The organism is Enterobacter cloacae complex sp. P12RS, assembly GCF_014895875.1.
In the GTDB taxonomy this organism is placed as follows: domain Bacteria; phylum Pseudomonadota; class Gammaproteobacteria; order Enterobacterales; family Enterobacteriaceae; genus Enterobacter; species Enterobacter bugandensis.
Genome location: NZ_JADBQO010000009.1, coordinates 1 through 16,996, shown reverse-complemented (window position 1 = coordinate 16,996; position 16,996 = coordinate 1). Strand labels below are relative to the sequence as shown.

Annotated in this window: 19 protein-coding genes; 8 read left to right on the top strand and 11 right to left on the bottom strand. The window is 58.5% G+C overall.

Translation table 11 applies throughout. From position 1 onward, the window contains the following. The first annotated feature begins 25 nt into the window (after window positions 1-25). Window positions 26-223, top strand: coding sequence for a YbdD/YjiX family protein (locus IM284_RS06740; protein WP_006809671.1), 198 nt, complete (start codon window positions 26-28; stop codon window positions 221-223). Here IM284_RS06740 and IM284_RS06735 read toward each other — a convergent pair. From IM284_RS06735 to IM284_RS06720, 4 genes are all read right to left on the bottom strand, one after another. Continuing rightward, entirely contained in the window at window positions 220-624 is a 405-nt protein-coding gene (locus IM284_RS06735) for a helix-turn-helix domain-containing protein (protein ID WP_047367705.1), read from the bottom strand. The two genes, IM284_RS06740 and IM284_RS06735, sit on opposite strands and share 4 nt — an antisense overlap. Then, window positions 605-901: a type II toxin-antitoxin system RelE/ParE family toxin gene (locus IM284_RS06730; RefSeq protein WP_048338850.1), complete on the bottom strand. Its 297-nt coding sequence runs from the start codon at window positions 899-901 to the stop codon at window positions 605-607. The genes IM284_RS06735 and IM284_RS06730 overlap by 20 nt, the downstream gene beginning before the upstream one ends. Window positions 902-1,084: 183 nt before the next feature. Further along, window positions 1,085-1,828: an SDR family NAD(P)-dependent oxidoreductase gene (locus IM284_RS06725; protein ID WP_028012303.1), complete on the bottom strand. Its 744-nt coding sequence runs from the start codon at window positions 1,826-1,828 to the stop codon at window positions 1,085-1,087. 57 nt (window positions 1,829-1,885) lie between these two features. Then, window positions 1,886-2,974, bottom strand: a complete 1,089-nt coding sequence (locus IM284_RS06720) for an oxidoreductase (RefSeq protein ID WP_047367706.1) — start codon at window positions 2,972-2,974, stop codon at window positions 1,886-1,888. 159 nt (window positions 2,975-3,133) lie between these two features. On the opposite strand from IM284_RS06720, the gene IM284_RS06715 reads away from it, so the two are divergent. Genes IM284_RS06715 through IM284_RS06700 form a run of 4 tightly spaced genes read left to right on the top strand, consistent with a single transcriptional unit; the run spans window position 3,134 to window position 7,950 of the window. Further along, on the top strand, window positions 3,134-4,636 hold the full coding sequence (locus IM284_RS06715; RefSeq protein ID WP_047367707.1) for a sugar ABC transporter ATP-binding protein: 1,503 nt from the start codon (window positions 3,134-3,136) through the stop codon (window positions 4,634-4,636). Then, window positions 4,633-5,628, top strand: a complete 996-nt coding sequence (locus tag IM284_RS06710) for an ABC transporter permease (protein ID WP_047367708.1) — start codon at window positions 4,633-4,635, stop codon at window positions 5,626-5,628. Before IM284_RS06715 ends, IM284_RS06710 begins: the two co-directional genes overlap by 4 nt. 19 nt (window positions 5,629-5,647) lie before the next feature. Continuing rightward, window positions 5,648-6,712, top strand: coding sequence for a sugar ABC transporter substrate-binding protein (locus IM284_RS06705; RefSeq protein ID WP_047363695.1), 1,065 nt, complete (start codon window positions 5,648-5,650; stop codon window positions 6,710-6,712). After that, the gene (locus IM284_RS06700) at window positions 6,709-7,950 is read left to right on the top strand and encodes an LVIVD repeat-containing protein (RefSeq protein ID WP_047367709.1); all 1,242 of its coding nucleotides are present in this window, start codon (window positions 6,709-6,711) and stop codon (window positions 7,948-7,950) included. Before IM284_RS06705 ends, IM284_RS06700 begins: the two co-directional genes overlap by 4 nt. A gap of 40 nt (window positions 7,951-7,990) precedes the next feature. Here the strand turns inward: IM284_RS06700 and mtnK are convergent, their stop codons facing one another. Further along, window positions 7,991-9,190, bottom strand: coding sequence for an S-methyl-5-thioribose kinase (gene mtnK / locus IM284_RS06695; RefSeq protein WP_047367710.1), 1,200 nt, complete (start codon window positions 9,188-9,190; stop codon window positions 7,991-7,993). Window positions 9,191-9,294: 104 nt separating this feature from the next. Here mtnK and mtnA point away from each other — a divergent pair, with 104 nt between their 5' ends. Beyond that, a complete protein-coding gene (gene mtnA, locus IM284_RS06690; protein ID WP_047367711.1) occupies window positions 9,295-10,311 on the top strand; it encodes an S-methyl-5-thioribose-1-phosphate isomerase in 1,017 nt (338 codons plus the stop codon). A gap of 42 nt (window positions 10,312-10,353) precedes the next feature. Beyond that, window positions 10,354-10,824: an SRPBCC family protein gene (locus IM284_RS06685; RefSeq protein ID WP_047367712.1), complete on the top strand. Its 471-nt coding sequence runs from the start codon at window positions 10,354-10,356 to the stop codon at window positions 10,822-10,824. Between the two features lie 53 nt (window positions 10,825-10,877). Here the strand turns inward: IM284_RS06685 and IM284_RS06680 are convergent, their stop codons facing one another. Genes IM284_RS06680 through IM284_RS06670 form a run of 3 tightly spaced genes read right to left on the bottom strand, consistent with a single transcriptional unit; the run spans window position 10,878 to window position 12,717 of the window. Continuing rightward, entirely contained in the window at window positions 10,878-11,420 is a 543-nt protein-coding gene (locus IM284_RS06680) for an acireductone dioxygenase (RefSeq protein WP_047367713.1), read from the bottom strand. After that, on the bottom strand, window positions 11,417-12,106 hold the full coding sequence (gene mtnC / locus IM284_RS06675; RefSeq protein WP_047367714.1) for an acireductone synthase: 690 nt from the start codon (window positions 12,104-12,106) through the stop codon (window positions 11,417-11,419). Before mtnC ends, IM284_RS06680 begins: the two co-directional genes overlap by 4 nt. Further along, window positions 12,103-12,717 (bottom strand): methylthioribulose 1-phosphate dehydratase, encoded by a 615-nt coding sequence (locus IM284_RS06670; protein ID WP_047367715.1) that lies wholly within the window; start codon window positions 12,715-12,717, stop codon window positions 12,103-12,105. Before IM284_RS06670 ends, mtnC begins: the two co-directional genes overlap by 4 nt. A gap of 121 nt (window positions 12,718-12,838) precedes the next feature. On the opposite strand from IM284_RS06670, the gene IM284_RS06665 reads away from it, so the two are divergent. Then, the gene (locus IM284_RS06665; RefSeq protein WP_047367716.1) at window positions 12,839-13,999 is read left to right on the top strand and encodes a pyridoxal phosphate-dependent aminotransferase; all 1,161 of its coding nucleotides are present in this window, start codon (window positions 12,839-12,841) and stop codon (window positions 13,997-13,999) included. Here the strand turns inward: IM284_RS06665 and IM284_RS06660 are convergent, their stop codons facing one another. From IM284_RS06660 to IM284_RS06650, 3 genes are all read right to left on the bottom strand, one after another. Beyond that, window positions 14,000-14,626: a ParB/RepB/Spo0J family partition protein gene (locus IM284_RS06660; protein WP_028012316.1), complete on the bottom strand. Its 627-nt coding sequence runs from the start codon at window positions 14,624-14,626 to the stop codon at window positions 14,000-14,002. After that, window positions 14,611-15,834 carry a phosphoadenosine phosphosulfate reductase gene (locus IM284_RS06655; RefSeq protein WP_047367717.1) on the bottom strand — a complete coding sequence of 408 codons (1,224 nt, stop codon included), beginning with the start codon at window positions 15,832-15,834 and terminating at the stop codon, window positions 14,611-14,613. The genes IM284_RS06660 and IM284_RS06655 overlap by 16 nt, the downstream gene beginning before the upstream one ends. A 140-nt stretch (window positions 15,835-15,974) precedes the next feature. Beyond that, complete coding sequence (locus IM284_RS06650; RefSeq protein WP_049138709.1) at window positions 15,975-16,880, bottom strand: LysR substrate-binding domain-containing protein; 906 nt, start codon at window positions 16,878-16,880, stop codon at window positions 15,975-15,977. Window positions 16,881-16,996: the final 116 nt, after the last annotated feature.

The window sequence follows — 16,996 nt, the reverse complement described above, 5'->3', positions numbered from 1 at the left end:
CTACATTTCCAGTGAGACCAGAATGATGTTCGACACCCTCTCTAAAGCAGGTAAGTACCTGGGCCAGGCCGCCAAAATGATGATTGGCGTGCCGGATTACGATAACTACGTCGAGCATATGCGCGTCAACCACCCGGACCAGACGCCGATGACCTACGAAGAGTTTTTCCGCGACCGCCAGGACGCCCGTTACGGCGGCAAGGGCGGGGCGAAGTGCTGTTAACCCTCTTTCGGTAAATAGAGGCTGATTTGCTCCTGCTTGCAGCCATAAATTGCCGCCAGCTTTTCGCGGGTGCGCTTTTGCGGACGGGAGTCCAGCGCTTCAAGCTGTGATACGGCGGACTGGCTGATGCCGAGTTTTTCCGCCACCTCCTGCTGTGACATGCCGCGCAGAATGCGCCATGCGGCCTGCAGGCTGACGTTCTGCCAGGTCATGATGCTGCACACGTCTCCGGGCAATTCCACGTCATCATAGCAATCGTGTTCGACTTCAATATCCTCCAGATCGTCGTCGGTTTCGTCGTCGATCTCCGCCATCTGTAAGCACATGCGAAAGTATTCATCATAGGGAATAACTACGTACTGCGTTTTTCCGTTATCGTCCTTAATTAGCTGAACAGCCATAGGGAGCGTTCTCCTCGTGAAGGTAAGTCGTTGATGTTCTGCGTTTGACGGCTAAAACATAACAATGGGTATTGGGATTGTCCCGAAGTGTAATCAGGATGCGGTAATCGCCAACGCGTAGCCGGAAATGATTTTCTTTCGCCGATATTTTTTTGATATCGGGTCGGGGTGCCGAGCGGTCATCCAGTTCGGCAAGCTTTACCTCAATGCGGCGTTGATACCGCTCGTCAATTCTAGAAAAAGCCTTTTTTGCACCATTAGACCAGACAATCTTCATCCGTACCTCCACTGTACGCCCACACAAAATATAAGGAAATAATAAGACTATTAGATAAATTCCGAATTTCTTATGGGGTACTGTAGAGCGGAAAAAAAGCGCCGGTAAGAGGCAAAACGCAAACCGTCGAGGCGGCTCGAAAAGGCCTCTGCCGGGCGACAGAGGCTTGCAGGAAAAATGCGATCAGGCGTTCAAACCGCCGTCCACGTCCAGACCGGTGCCTGAGATCTGCCCGGCTGCCGGGCTGGCGAGGAAGGTGACCGCCGCCGCGACGTCTTCCGGCTGGCCGTAATGGCCCAGGGCAATAAGCTGACGCTGTGAGTCAGCCTGTTCACCGTCCTCCGGGTTCATATCGCTGTTGGTCGGGCCGGGGTGCACCAGGTTAACGGTAATGCCGCGCGGGCCAAGATCGCGGGCCAGACCGCGGGTGAGGGAGTTCAGTGCAGATTTGGTCATTGAGTAGACGGCAATCCCCGGCTGTGCCACGCGGTTCGCCAGACAGCTGCCGATGTTGATGATGCGCCCGCCGTCGGACATGTGTACCAGCGCTTCCTGAATAGCGATCACCACGCCGCGGATGTTGACGTTGATGAGGGCGTCGATGTCCGCCAGCGTCATGGACTCCAGCGGGCCGCCGCGCGCGATACCGGCGTTATTGACCAGGATATCCAGCCCGCCGAGAGAGCGTGCCGCATGGGTGACGGCATCCTGAATCGCCTGCGCGCTAGCGCTGTCGGCCTGAATGGCCTCGCCGTGCCGCCCCAGCGCCTTAATTTCATCGGCGACCGCCTGGGCTTTATCGGCGGATTTTTCATAGGTGATGACCACATCGGCACCGGCGCGCGCCAGCGACAGGGCAATCGCACGACCCAGCCCGCGGCTGGCTCCGGTAACCAGCGCCTTTTTACCTGTTAAATCGATCTGCATGATGACCTCGTTACGAGAGTGGTGAGAACCATCATTAGGTATAGCCCGTCGGCGCAATTAACGGCGGAAGGATTCTACTTTCTCAAACGCAGCGCGCAGAACCTCAGGCGTTAACGTCACCGGCAGATAGTGAATCGACTCCACCGGGCGCAGAGTGTGGGCGATGACCTTGTCGAGATCGTCGCGGTTATTGATGTCGACGTCCAGCTCGCGAAGCGTGGTCGGCAGGTTAAAGCGCCGGTATGCCGCCACCAGCTGCGCCAGCACGTCGTCCTGGCCGAGCAGGGCGCTCTGCACCAGAATGCCGTAGGCCACCTTGGTGCCGTGCAGGTATTTTTCCGTCTGCGGCAGCACGGTCAAGCCGTTGTGCACCGCGTGCGCCGCCGCCACGCGGGTGTAGCGTTCGCCCAGGCCGCCGACCATCCCGCCGCCGGCAATAATGGCGTCCACCACGTCCCTAAACGCCTGCGTTAGCTCGCCGCGCTGCTGGTCGGCAAGCGCTTGCTCACTGTGTTCCAGCAGCACGTCGCGGATCGCCAGCGCGCCGTTAAGGCCAAGGCGCACGGTCAGCGGCAGGTTTTCCGGCTGTGGGGCGAGAACCGCCGCTTCGTACCACTTCGCCAGCGTATCGCCGATGCCCGCCAGCAAATATTCCGCCGGGGCGTTCAGAATGATCCGCGGCTCCACCAGCACCAGAAAGTTAGCGTCGTCAAAAATCTCAAAATGTAGCGCCTGACCGGCATCGTTGTACCAGACGGAGAGCGGCGTCCACGCTGCGCAGGTGGCGGCGATGGTGGGAATGCCCACGAACGGAACGCCTAAGCGGCGCGCCACGGCCTTGACGGTGTCCATCACCGCGCCGCCGCCCACGCCAATCACCACGCTGGCATCGCTGCCGGATTCGTTCACCAGCCGGGTGACGTCGCGCTCGCTGCAGTGGCCTTTAAACAGCAGGTGCTTCGCCCCCGGCGCGTTAAAGCTCTCCGGCAGGAACGGGCGAGCGCCCTCTATTGCGCGCTCGCCGTAAATCCACACCGCGCGGGAAAGCTGATCCGGGGTAAAGAAGTCATTCAGATGCGCAAGGCTTCCGGAATGGGAGAAGTAGTTCGCCGGGCCGGGCACGACGCGGATGTCGGTGTTGCTCATGGTGTTGTCCTTTTTTCGCAAGCGCTAACCCGATGTTATGTCTGGACATCCGGATGGCTAATAATATTTCGCTTTATCTTATGCCTTTTCCGTCGTTGTCAGTCAACCGGAGCTGTGAAAAATTCGATAAATCAGAAGAGTTATGAAGGATTTACGCGGATGGTTTCCAGTCGTCTTGAAATGCGCGGTATCAGCCTGGCCTTTTCCTGCTTTCAGGCGCTGACGCGCGTGGACTTCACGCTGAACGGCGGGTCGGTGCATGCGCTGACGGGCGCCAACGGTGCGGGGAAATCAACGCTGATGGCGGTGCTGTGCGGGACGCACGACCACTATGAGGGCGAAATCTCCATTAACAACCAGCCGGTAAACATTCGCGAGCCGCTGGACGCCAAACGGCTGGGCATCCACCTCGTGCAGCAGGAGGTGGACGTGGCGCTGATCCCCGGGCTGAGCATTGCGGAGAACATCATGCTCGACCAGTTAGCGCAGCCTGGGCACCGCTACCGCTGGCGCACCGTTCGTCAGCAGGCGCGGCAGGCGCTGGCGCAGCTCGACGTTACGCTGGACGTTCGCCGCTCCATCGACGGCTGTTCGCTGGCCGAAAAGCAGCAGATTTTGCTGGCACGCGCTTTGTCCCACCACTGCCGTTTTTTGATTCTTGACGAGCCCACCGCGCCGCTGGACGCGCACGAGAGCGAGCGTCTGTTTGCGGTGGTAAGACGTCTGCAACAGCAGGGCATCGGCGTGGTGTTTATCTCCCACCGCATTCACGAGCTAAAAGCTATCTGCGACACCCTGACGGTGCTGCGCGACGGCAAGCTGATTGAGTCCGGCCCGATGGCCGATCTCAGCGGTGAAGAGATTGTTGAGAAGATGCTCGGCCACGTGCTGAGCGATATCTACCCGCCCGCGCGACCGCCGCACGGCGACGAAACGCTGCTGCGAGTGGAAGGCCTGCACGACGACGCGCTGCTGAAGGATATCTCCCTGCACCTGCGCAAAGGCGAAATCCTCGGCATTGCCGGGCTGGCGGGGGCGGGGAAAACCGAACTCTGTAAGGCGCTGTTTGGCGCCACCAAAAGCCGCGTGGCGCGCGGTGAGCTGAATCATCAATCCTGGCAGCCGCGCGATCCGGCAGACTCGGTGCTGCGCGGCCTGGCGCTGGTGCCGGAGGAGCGGCGCAAGGAGGGCATTTTTATCGACGAGCCGGTAAGCATGAACCTTGCCGTGTGCGCCGATAACAGCTTTTCGCGCTGGAGCCTGTTTGGTCATCGTCAGGCGTGGCGCTGGGCGGAAGAGGTCATTGCCCGCGTCGGCGTTCGCGCCCGCGGTCCCGGACAGGTTTTGCGACGTCTCTCCGGCGGTAACCAGCAGAAGGTAGCCATCGGCAAGTGGCTGCGTAATGACGCCAGCGTGCTGATCTTCGACGAGCCGACCAAAGGCGTGGACGTGAAGGCCAAAACCGATCTGTTCCAGCTGATTGACGGCCTGGCTCGCGAGGGCAAAGGGGTGATTTACGCCTCCGGTGAGTTTGCCGAGCTGGTGGGACTGTGCGACCGCATCTGCGTCCTGTGGGACGGGCGCATCGTGGCGGAAATCGCCGGGGCTGAGGCCCGTGAAGAGACACTACTTTATTATTCAACCGGAGGAACGGCGTCGTGAGCAAGGCCCTTTCAGTGACCGCGGCGGCGTCTGGCCGTCAGCAACTTTTTGATTTTCTCTATAAATGGGGCATGCTGCTCACCGTCGTCGCGCTGGTGGCCGTCTTTGGCATGGCGTCGGACAGCTTCCTCGATCCGAACAACATCATCAATATTCTGCGCTCGATTGCCATCGTGACGGTGATTGCCGTTGGCGTGTCGATTTCATTGACCGTCGGCGGGTTCGATCTCTCCGTGGGCTCCACGGCGTCGCTGGCGAACGCGCTGGTGATTTCGCTTTTCGTCTGGCACGGCTTCGGCACCACCGAGTCGATTGTAATCACTCTCGCGCTCTGCACGCTGGTCGGCCTGTTTAACGCTTTCCTGATCGTCATCCTGCGTATTCCGGACATGCTCGCGACGCTCGCCAGCCTGTTTGTCATCCAGGGCGTGGCAATGACCTACAGCTACGGCGGGTCGATTACCGAGAACATGGTGCTGCCGAGCGGCGACATGGCGGAAGGGACCATTCCGGCGGCGTTCAGCCTGCTGGGGCAGGTGCCGACCATCGTCATCATCATGCTGGCGGTGACCCTTCTGGCGCAGCTGGGGCTGTCGCTGACCACTCACGGACGCCGGATGTACGCCATTGGCGGCAACCCGGAAGCGGCGCGCCTCTCGGGCATTCGCACCACGCGCTACAAGGTGGCGGCCTACGTGATTGCCTCGCTGCTGGCGGGGCTGGGCGGCATTCTGCTGGCCTCCCGCATCGGGTCGTCGCAGGTCAATGCGGGCGGCGGCTATCTGATGGATGCGGTGGCCGCGGCGTGGATCGGCTTCTCGCTGGCCGGATCCGGCAAGCCGAATGCGCTGGGGACGCTGGTCGGGGCGGTGATTCTCGGCGTGCTGTCGAACGGGCTGGTGATGCTCTCCGTGCCGTATTACGCCATGGACATAATAAAAGGGCTGGTGCTCGCGGTAGCGCTGGCGATTACCTACATACAAAAACGCTGACAACACAACGGGATAAAAAATGAAAAAGATTGCGCTCTCTTTGGTCGCACTGGGGTTACTCACTTCTCTGCCGGGATTTGCGGCCACGCCCGCGCCGGTTCCGGCCGCCATTGCGAACCACGACGGACCGATCCGCATCGCGGTGATCCGTAACCTCGGCTCGGACGACAACACCACGCAGTTTGTTGCCGGGGCCATTCAGGAAGGGAAAAAGCTCGGCTTTAAGGTCAGCACCTTTTTGAGCAACGGGGATGACGCCAAATTCCAGGACTTCGTTAACCAGGCCATCAGCCAGAAATATGACGGGATCATCCTGTCGCAGGGCCGCGATCCGTACTCCACCGCGCTGGTGAAGAAGGCGGTGGATGCCGGGATCAAGGTCGCCGTATTTGATACCGCCGTAAACGGCGAGATCCCGGGCGTGACCGTCACTCAGCAGGACGACGCCTCCCTGACGAATCTCTCCTTCGGCCAACTGGCGAAAGATTTCAACGGCAAGGCGAATATCGTCAAGCTGTGGGTAGCGGGCTTCCCGCCGATGGAGCGCCGTCAGGCAGCCTATAAAGAATTGCAAAAGCAGTACCCGGAGATTAAAGAGCTGGAGTCCATCGGCGCGGTCTCTTCTGACGTGCAGGGCGACACCGCCAACAAGGTGGGTGCGATCCTGGCGAAATACCCGAAAGGCAAAATCGACGCCATCTGGGGCACCTGGGATGCCTTCAGCCAGGGGGCGTATAAAGCGCTGAAGGAGAATGGACGCACCGAGATCAAGCTCTATAGCATTGATATCTCCAACCAGGATTTACAGCTGATGCGCGAGCCGGGTAGCCCGTGGGCAGTGAGCGTGGCGGTGGATCCGAAGCTTATTGGCGCGACTAACGTGCGCCTGATCGCCAACAAGATTGCCGGGGAAGCCACGCCTGCCACCTACGACTTCAAAGCCGCTGCGATCCCGCAGGCGCTGCTGACCGCGCAGCCGGGGGCGGTGAACGTAGCGTCGCTGGGCAAAATCATTCCGGGCTGGGGCCAGACGGAAGATTTTATCGCCCCGTGGTTTGCGACGCTGGAAGCGAAAAATAAATGAGCATCCTCCCCACGCCAGAATACAGCCGCAATATGCGGCTGATCGGCCATAGCGATCAGGGCGGTCGCCCGGACGGCGTGCAGCTGATGGTGCACCGCGGTTTCGCCTATATCGGCCATATGGTGTCGCAGGGCTTTTCGATAGTAGACGTGCGCGACCCGAAAAACCCGAAACCCGCGGGCTATGTGCCTGCGCCGCCGGGCACCTGGAACGTGCACCTCCAGGCGCATGACGACCTGCTGCTGGTGATCAACGCCCGGGATCTGTTTGCCGATGCCCGCTTCGCCGACGAGAAGGTCTACTACACCCGTCAGGTAGGAGAGACCGTCAGCGACGTTCAGGACAGGGGCTGGAGCGCCGGGCTTCGCGTTTTTGATATCTCCACGCCGGATGCGCCGCGCGAAATTGGCTTTCTCTCGCTGAGCGGCATCGGCATTCACCGCATCTGGTACGTGGGTGGCCGCTGGGCGTACGTGTCGGCGCTGATCGACGGTTTTACCGACTACATCTTTCTGACGATCGACCTGGCCGACCCGCGTAAGCCTGAGGTGGCAGGGCGCTGGTGGCTGCCGGGCATGAACCAGGCCGAAGGCGAACAGCCGAACTGGCCGGAAGGGAAACGCTACGCGCTCCACCACGCGATTATTGCCGGCGATACGGCGTACGGCAGCTGGCGCGACGGCGGCTTAACGCTGCTTGACGTGAAGGATCGTACCCAGCCTAAGCTTATTAGCCACCGTAACTGGAGTCCGCCGTTTGGCGGCGGCACGCACACCGCCCTGCCGCTGCCGGACCGTGAACTGCTGGTGGTGCTGGACGAATCGGTGCTGGATAACCAGGAAGACGGCGAGAAGCTGATCTGGCTGTTTGATATTCGCGAGCCGTCGAACCCGGTGAGCATCTCGACCTTCCCGCAGCCGAATGAAACCGACTACGTGGCAAAAGGGGCGCATTTCGGCCCGCACAACCTGCACGAGAACCGGCCGGGGAGCTTTGTCAGCTCAACGCTGATTTTCGCGACGTATCAGAACGCGGGCGTGCGCGCATATGACATTTCTAATCCGTATCGCCCGGTGGAGACGGGCGCGCTGGTGCCCGCGGCACCGGAGAGGATGATGGACACGCGGCCGAATCGCCCGCAGGTGATCCAGTCCTGTGACGTGTTTGTGGATGCGCAGGGAATTATCTACAGCACGGACTATAACGCCGGGCTGTCGGTGATTGAGTATCTGGGGTAAGTGCGGTTTGATGCCCTCTCCGACAGGGAGAGGGAGAAAATCAACTGTATTGCCGCACCCGCGCCACCAGATCTTCCGCGCTGTCGATGCGGTCGGCAATCAGAATCAGCGCTTTGCCGAGCGCGATCGCGTGGCGCAGGCATTCGTGGCGCATCGCCTCGTCCTGGATGCTGTCGATATCCGCGACGTGGGAAAGCCCGACGCTGCGGCGAATGAGTTCGGTGCCGCAGAACCCGATGGCGTCATGCCAGACTTTTTTCAGGAACGCGGAGGCATAGCCTGGCGCGCTGAGCGCGGTGTCGCGGGCTTTCTCGTTTACCAGCGCCTGGAAGCGTTCCGCGAAGGTGTTCCACAGCTCCTGAATATCGGTCAGGCGCTGCTCGCGCGCGGCGGCGGCATCGCGAATGCCCAGATGGCCCGGCAGGCCGCAGAAGTTGAGCAGCAGGTTGCCGATAGCGGTGCCGACGTCAAAGCCAATCGGCCCGAAATAGCCGAACTCGGCGTCGATGGCCTTCAGGCTGCCGTCGGCCACAAAAATCGAGCCGCTGTGGATATCCCCGTGCAGCAGCGCTTCGGCATGCGAGAAGAAGCGGTGCTTCAGGGAGGCCACGGCAATTTTTAGCGGGGCGTCGTCGCGCAGGGCGGCGACGTCATTTTCCAGCTCGGCAGGGTAGTTATTGCGCTCATGAACCTGGTACGGATCGTTGAAGAACAGATCTTCGGTGATCTCACACATCTCCGGGTTGATGAATTTCGCCACCTGCGCTTTTTTCGCGTGCGGGTGCAGATAGAAATCGCTGGTGTGGAACAGCGCGTGCGCGAGGTATTCACCCAGCTGGCGCGCCGCCTGCGGGTAGTAAATGTTGTTGATCAGCTCGCCGCGCCAGATGCGATGGCTGGAGAGATCTTCCATCACCATCACCGCCAGTTCCGGATCAAAGTGGTGGATTTTCACGGTGTGCTGCGGGCTGTGCTGGTAATGCTCGACCAGGGTTTGCGCCTCGAGGCGGGCGCGATCCAGCGTCAGCGGCCAGGACTCGCCGACGCAGCGCACGTAGGGCAGCGCCTGTTTGACGATGATGCGGCTCACGCCCGCGCTGTCGTAAATTTTAAAAACCAGATTGAGGTTGCCGTCGCCCACTTCCTGCGCCTCTACCAGCGATGACGGATCGTCAAGCCCACCAAACTGCCTGGCATACTCCACGGCGTCCTGAGCGGTAAAGGTACGGTATTGCGACATGGCCTGCTCCTCACGAGTTAACTAATTAAGACATGTAGACGTCTATACATCTGGATTTCATCCTGACACAATGTGCTACAACAACGCAACAGGGAATTAACGACATGCAGACATTACAGACGACCAGCCTGCGGGTGGCGGATAATCAGCTCTTTATTCTCGACCAGCAGGCGCTTCCGCAGGAGAAACGCTGGCTGGATGCCTCAACGGTGGAGGCGCTGGTTGGGCATATCCACGCTCTGCGCGTGCGTGGCGCGCCGTTGATTGGTCTCTCTGCAAGCCTGCTGCTGGCGCTGCTGGCGGAAAACGGCAAAAGCCGCGATGAGCTGGCGGTGGCGCTGGAAACGCTTCGCGCATCCCGCCCGACGGCGGTAAACCTGATGAACAACCTCGACCGCATGAAGCTTGCGCTGTGGGAAGAGGATTTCGTTCCGGCGCTGGTGGCTGAGGCGCTGCGCCTGATTGAGGAAGATAAACGGCTTTGCGACGCGATTGCAAAAGCGGGCAGCGCGCTGGTGAAGCCCGGCAGCCGTCTGCTGACCCACTGCAACACCGGCGGGCTGGCAACCGCGGGCGTCGGTACGGCGCTGGGCGTGATTGCCCGCGCGCATCAGGAAGGCAACGTCAGCAGCGTCTGGGTGGATGAAACCCGTCCGCTGTTGCAGGGCGGCAGGCTGACCGCATGGGAGCTGGGCGAGCTGGGGGTGCCGTATCAGTTGATTACCGACTCCATGGCCGCCAGCCTGATGGCGAAAGGGCAGGTGGACGCCGTGTGGGTAGGGGCCGATCGCATCGCCGCCAACGGTGATGTGGCGAACAAGATCGGCACTTATTCGCTGGCGGTGCTGGCGAAATTCCACGGCATTCCGTTCTACGTCGCCGCCCCACAAACGACCCTTGACCCGGCCTGCCCGAACGGGGATGCGATCCCCATCGAGCAGCGCGCCGCCAGCGAAGTGACGGGCGTTGCCGGAAGCTTTGGCGCGGTGCAGTGGGCGCCGGAAGACGCGCAGGTCTATAATCCGGCATTCGACGTCACGCCCGCCTCGCTGATTAGCGGCTGGGTGCTGGATACGGGTGTGGTCACGCCGGATGAGGTGGCGGAAGGGAAATTTGCCTGAGTCCGGCTATCCTTTAAGGGGGTTCCCTGAGAGGACAACATTGTGACGCTCGATCCTGAAACAGACTTAAAACTGGAGCGCGTGGTGGACGCACCGCGCGACCTGCTCTGGCTCTGCTGGACCACGCCGGACTACATCAAAAACTTCTTCATTCCTGCTCCGCACAAGGTGACCGAATGTGACCTCGACCTGCGCGTGGGCGGGCGGTTCAACACCGTGTTTGAGGTGGACGGGCAGCGGATGGATAACCGGGGTGTCTTCCTGGAAATCGACCCGGGGAAAAAGCTGGTGTTTACCGACGGCTATACCGAAGGCTGGAAACCGGCCGAGAAGCCGTTTATGACGGCAATTTTGTTGCTGGAAGACGTCGGGGAGGGGAAAACCCGCTATACGGCGATTGCGCGCCATCCGACGAAGGAAATCCGCGAGCAGCATGAACAGATGGGCTTCCACGAAGGGTGGGGGATAGTGCTGGATCAGCTGGTGAAGTATGTGAAAGGGCTTAACGCTTAGTGCGCGCTGGTGCCCTCACCCCGACCCTCTCCCTGTGGGAGAGGGAGAAAAGATCAGGCCAGGCGTGGATACGCATCCGCGATTGCATCGCCCGTAAACTGCGCCACCCAGCCTTCCGGATTGTCGAAAATACGAATGGCGGTAAAGTTCGGCTCTGAACCCATATCAAACCAGTGCGGCGTGCCCGCCGGCACGGAAATCAGGTCGTTTTTCTCGCACAGCACCTGATAGACCTCATCGCCAATGTGCAGGCAGAACAGCCCGGCACCTTCCACGAAAAAGCGTACTTCGTCCTCGCCGTGGGTGTGTTCGTTCAGGAACTTCGCGCGCAGCGCCTCTTTCTGCGGATTGTCGGCGCGCAGGCTGATGACATCCCAGCTCTGATAGCCTTTCTCTGCCACCAGCTTGTCGATCGCATGTTGATACGCTTCGATCACGGCTTCGGGCGCAGGATCCTGCCCTAAATCACGGTCTGCCGCCCAGCGCTCAAAGCGCACGCCCTTAGCGTTCAGCTGTTGAGCGATCTCGGCGGCGTCGGTGCTGTGCCACTGGTGCTGTCTGGCGTCTTTATCGGAATAAATGGTCAATGCGCTCATGAAGGGATCTGCTCCGGATTAATCTCGTCAAACTGGTGGATTTGATGGTGATGGCTCGCGCCGTCATCTTCACCGCGAATCAGTTGCAGGGTGCGAAAACCCGCCTGTTCAGCCGCGTCCAGCTCCTGGTGAATATCCGACAGGAACAGGATCTGCGACGGGGCGATGCCCGTGTGTGCCGCTATGTTCTTGTAAGACTGCACCTCGCGCTTGGCGCCGATGTGGGTATCAAAATAGCCGCTGAACAGATGAGTAATATCACCTTCGTCGCTGTAGCCAAATAACAGTTTCTGCGCAGCAACGGAGCCAGAGGAATAAACATAGAGATCAATCCCTTGCGCCTTCCATTTTTCCAGCGCGGGCAGAACGTCAGGGTAGAGATGGCCGGTAAAGTCACCGTTGATGTAGCCCTCCTGCCAGATGATGCCTTGCAGGGCTTTGAGCGCCGTCGATTTGCGGTCTTCATCCATAAAGCTAAACAGCACGTTGATGAGATCGCCGACGCCGGCATGCGGATCGCTGATTTCATCGCGCAGGTTGTCCAGAATCGATTTGACCGGCTCGGCGTACTGCTGGGCGGTCACGAAGGCCGCCAGCCGCTCACGCGCGTAGGGGAACAAAACATCATGGACAAAACGAATATCGCTGGTGGTTCCTTCAATATCCGTCACAATCGCGCGAATCATACTCTCTCCAGTTGTCGTAAACGCATTTCGCATTCAAATAAGAATTCTAAACCTTCCAGATGACGGCGGGCTTCGGCCACGTCGCGTCCCCAGCAGGTTAAGCCATGGCCGCGCAGAAGAAAACCATAATTAAGCGGACGCTCCTGGGCGTAATGAGCGATGCGCGAGGCGAGGGCGTCGATGTCCTGGTCGTTATCAAACACCGGGATGGCGACGGTATCCAGATGGGTAGTCTGCCCGGTAAGCGATTTCTGCATCTCGAAACCGCTGATATTCAGTTCGGCTTCTTTGACCAGACGCGACAGCACCGTGGCGTTAACGGTATGAACGTGCAGGACAGCGTTAGCCTCCGGGAACAGGCGATAGATAAGGGTGTGTAGCTCGGTCTCCGCCGACGGTTTTCGACCGGACGGCGCCCGGTTGGTGGCGATCTCCACCTGTAGAAAATCGTCGGTGGTCAGGCTGCCTTTGTCCTTGCCGGATTCGCTGAGCCAGCAGAGGTGCTCGTCCTGACGCACCGACATATTACCGCCGGTGGCGGGTGCCCAGCCTTTGGCGCCTATCCAGCGGCAGGCGTCGACCAGGTGTGTGAGCAGCAGGTTGTCTGTCATTTCCTTTTACCCCTCGGCCAGGAATATTGATATGGTTTAGACGTCTAAGCGTCTTGATTGCCAAAGACTAACATCGTGTTATAGTGGCAGCAACATAAGTATTACAAGCAGGCACGACAACATGAGCAATAACGCATTGATCCCGCAGAGTAAACTTCCTAATCTCGGTACCACCATCTTTACGCAGATGAGCGCCCTGGCGCAGCAGCACAATGCCATTAACCTCTCGCAGGGGTTCCCCGATTTCGATGGTCCGAAATATTTGCAGGAACGTCTGGCGCACCACGTGGCGCAGGGTGCGAATCAGTATGCGCCGATGACCGGCGTGCAGGCGCTGCGGGAGGCCATTGCCGACAAAACGGCGGCGCTGTATGGCTATCACCCCGATGCGAACAGCGATATCACGGTGACGGCAGGGGCGACCGAAGCGCTGTATGCGGCCATCACCGCGCTGGTGCGCGCGGGGGATGAAGTCATCTGCTTTGACCCAAGCTACGACAGCTATGCGCCTGCGGTTGAACTCTCCGGTGGCGTGGTGAAGCGCGTGGCGCTCCAGCCGCCGCATTTCCGCCCGGACTGGCAGGCGTTCGCCGCGCTGCTGAGTGATAAAACGCGCCTGGTGATCCTGAATACCCCGCACAACCCGTCGGCGACGGTGTGGCAAAAGGCCGATTTTGCCGCGCTGTGGCAGGCTATCGCCGAGCGGGAAATTTACGTCCTGAGCGATGAAGTCTACGAGCACATCTGCTTTGCGGAGGAAGGGCACGCCAGCGTGCTGGCCCATCCGCAGCTTCGCGAGCGCGCGGTTGCGGTGTCGTCATTTGGCAAGACCTACCATATGACCGGCTGGAAGGTAGGGTACTGCGTGGCCCCGGCGGCCATCAGCGCGGAGCTGCGCAAGGTGCATCAGTACCTGACCTTTGCGGTCAACACGCCTGCCCAGCTGGCGCTGGCGGACATGCTGCGCAGCGAACCGCAGCATTATCGCGAGCTGCCGGATTTTTACCGCGCGCGTCGGGATCTGTTTGTAAATGCGCTGAGCAAAAGCCGTCTGGAAATTCTGCCGTGTGAAGGGACCTACTTCCTGCTGGCGGACTACAGTGCGATTTCCGATCTGGACGACGTCAGCTTTTGCCGGTGGCTGACGGAGGAGGTGGGCGTGGCGGCTATTCCGCTGTCGGTGTTCTGCGCCGATCCCTTCCCGCATAAGCTGATTCGCCTGTGCTTTGCGAAGCAGGAATCGACGCTGCTGGCGGCGGCAGAGCGTCTGGCGACGCTCTGACTATTTCACCGTCCAGGCTTCGGAATAGCGACGGTCTGCAAACAGTTCCAGCAGGCCGTTGATCTGCTTCAGGCGCAGCACCTCGTCGCTGTCCATCCCCAGTTCCTTACCGATTTTCTCATCATTCCAGCCAAGCTGGGCCAGCTCCCGGACGATGTCGGACATGGCGTTGATCTGGTGGCGTCCCCGCGCACGGTTGTGGCGGATGGTGGCGGCCATCCGGTCAAGCTTTTGCTGGCGATCTTTGCGCAGGCAGGTGACGGGCAAATAGCCCCGAAGCTGGCGCTTCAGCGCGGCCCTGCTTTTACCGATTTCGTGACGATGGAAGCCGTCGACAATTTCGTAATGCGCCGGCTCGCTTTCCGTCACCACGATGGGCTGCGTAAACCCGTCGAGTTCGAGCGATTGACTCAGCAGACGCTTTTCGGGCGGCGCCACGTTATTCGGGTTGTAGTCGTTGGCAACGATAGCGTCCTGCTTTATCCACAGCACGCAGTCGACGGGCTGGTCGCTGAACGGGCTGAGATGATGCATGGCCTGGCGAAAAGCATTGATGGCATCTATACGTTGCTCGTCGGTGAGCGTCTGCAAATAGGTTTCCAGTTCGGTAATCAGTCGTTGCTGCATAAGATCCCCCACTCATTGCGTTTTGATTTCATCCGTTCGCTATAGCGCTGATAGTGCTTTGGTTTGTTCGGGCTAAAGGAGAGGGCCCGACACCAGTAATCGTTGTTGAGCAGAACCTTGCATATTCGCCGCCAGGACGGGATATCCTTTGAGCCGATATCACCCTCCTGCGTATCGGGAAGATCGGACATCCCGCGCTTCTGATACCAGTGCAGGTACACCGCGACTTTATTGCGATAATGTTCAGCCGTCTGTTGCGGCATGCTGTCGAGGAGCAGCATGGCGTACTCTTGCCAACTGAGGTGGTCGGGCTTGAGGATCTTTCTGTGACCGTAGAAGTGGTTGTCATGCCCCGCGTAAATTCCGCCGCTGCGCACGCCGCTGACGCGTGCGCACATGGCGGCCCAGCGTTCAGGTTCAACGACATGATAGAGCCATAAGCCCTGTCGCTGCTCCGGGCCAAAGGGTTCACAGATGCGCATGTAGCGCGGTGGCACGCCGGCCTGGTACATCAGATTGTAGAGGGGGTTATAGGCGCAGCCCGTTTTGGCAAACCAGGTCCAGATGTCGGCGGTTTTCCAGTCGTAGAGAGGATAGATATACCAGGCATGACCGCCGGGCGCGACGGTCGTCCAGGGTTTGTCGTCGGAAAAGCGCTGCTTGCGTGCGCAGGCGATTGCCAGGAAGCGGTTATAGGATTCGTCGGCGCGGATGCCCACCATCACTGCGGCGGGGCGCCTTCGCGCATACCATTCGGCAAAGTCCCTGACGAAGGCCTCGAAGGTCATCCCCTGCTGATAAAAATCAAAATAACACGTACTGGTGATGGCATCAGGCGGAGGCTGTCTGACCCAGCTTATGCCGGGTTCCCAGCACTGCCATTCCGGCTGGTACTGAGAGAGGGCATTTTGCGTGGTGATCGGCAGCGCCACCCACCAGAACTGATTGATGACGTCACGATATTGGGTCCTCATGTTCTCAATATGCTCAATGGTGCAGGAGAACTGTGCTTCCCAGTCCAGAAAAAGGACATCTATTTTTCTGTTCAGCTGCCGCGCCCGTTGCGCAGCAAGATGAAGCATCACCGTTGAATCTTTTCCGCCAGAAAAAGAGACGCACACGCGGGTAAAATTTTGCAGCGTCCAGTTTATGCGTTCTGAAGCAGCCTCCAGAACGTTTTCCTGAAGAGGGTATTTATAGATAGACATGATGAGTCGCATCCTGCGTATGGAATACCGTTAATGCTATTAAACTGCCATCATGTTATTATATGTTTTCATTCTCAACTAATTATTTTACGCCTTCACTCTATTCTTGCTGGAAATACCTTCGCGATGACGCGTCCATTCTATTGAGCCAACTTATGCAATTTTTCAATAAAGCTGGCGAATACACTGCTGTTTAACGACGCGCGGTTGTAGACCATATAGATTTGCGCTTCGGGCAATTTGAAGGGCGCGGCTACGGACTTTAATTTTAAAGCGTGTTTATAGGTTTCAAAAATGGAAAGAGGAATATAGCCGACTAAATCAGACATGCTGATCATAGAGAGGAGCGAACTGAGAGAGTCCGAACGGAACGCGATGTTTCTCTCCGGGAACGCTTCGTTGGCTCGAACCTGATACTCCTTCACGCCCGTATTCGTGCTTTGATACATCGTGAATTTCTCATTGTATAACTGCTCGGCGGAGACTTCTGTACCAATTCTCGGATGGTCTTCGCGGCAGATCATCACGGTGGGAATGGTGGTGAAATGCGAGCAGACAACGGAGCGATTATTCACGGGCGCAACGGTAAAAATGAGATCGGCTTTACGGTAGGCCAGTAAATCCTCTGCTGATTCCGCAGAGACAAGCATATCGCGTTGTTCTACCTCACAATTTTCTTGAGACATTAACAGTTGAATGGGGTCGAGAAGATAGCCTGGCGTCACCATCTGAGAACAATAAATGACAAAATTTTTCTTGATGTCGGTGTGGTGCATCAGGTTGATGGTCTGCTCAATCTGATTGAGGTTTTGCTCAAGATGCAGGTGCAGGTTAGTCCCGACGGTCGTGGGGGTGATCCCTTTGCCAGAACGGATAAACAGCGGATCGTTAAGCTGGCCACGTAGGCGTTGCAAAGACTGACTGACGGCTGAAGGGGTAATGTAAAGCGTTTCAGCGGCCTTGCTGATGCTAAGATGTTGATAGATACACTCAAAAATGACCAGTAAATTAAGGTCGAATTTTTTAAGGTCATAAAGATTTGCCATGTGTCATCCTGTTTGCCGTGAGTCTGTTGTTAACATATTGATGATAACTATAGATTAAAGCTAACCATTTACAATCCTTGTGGTTAACTAACTTAAAGTGTTATTTAAGTTATCTT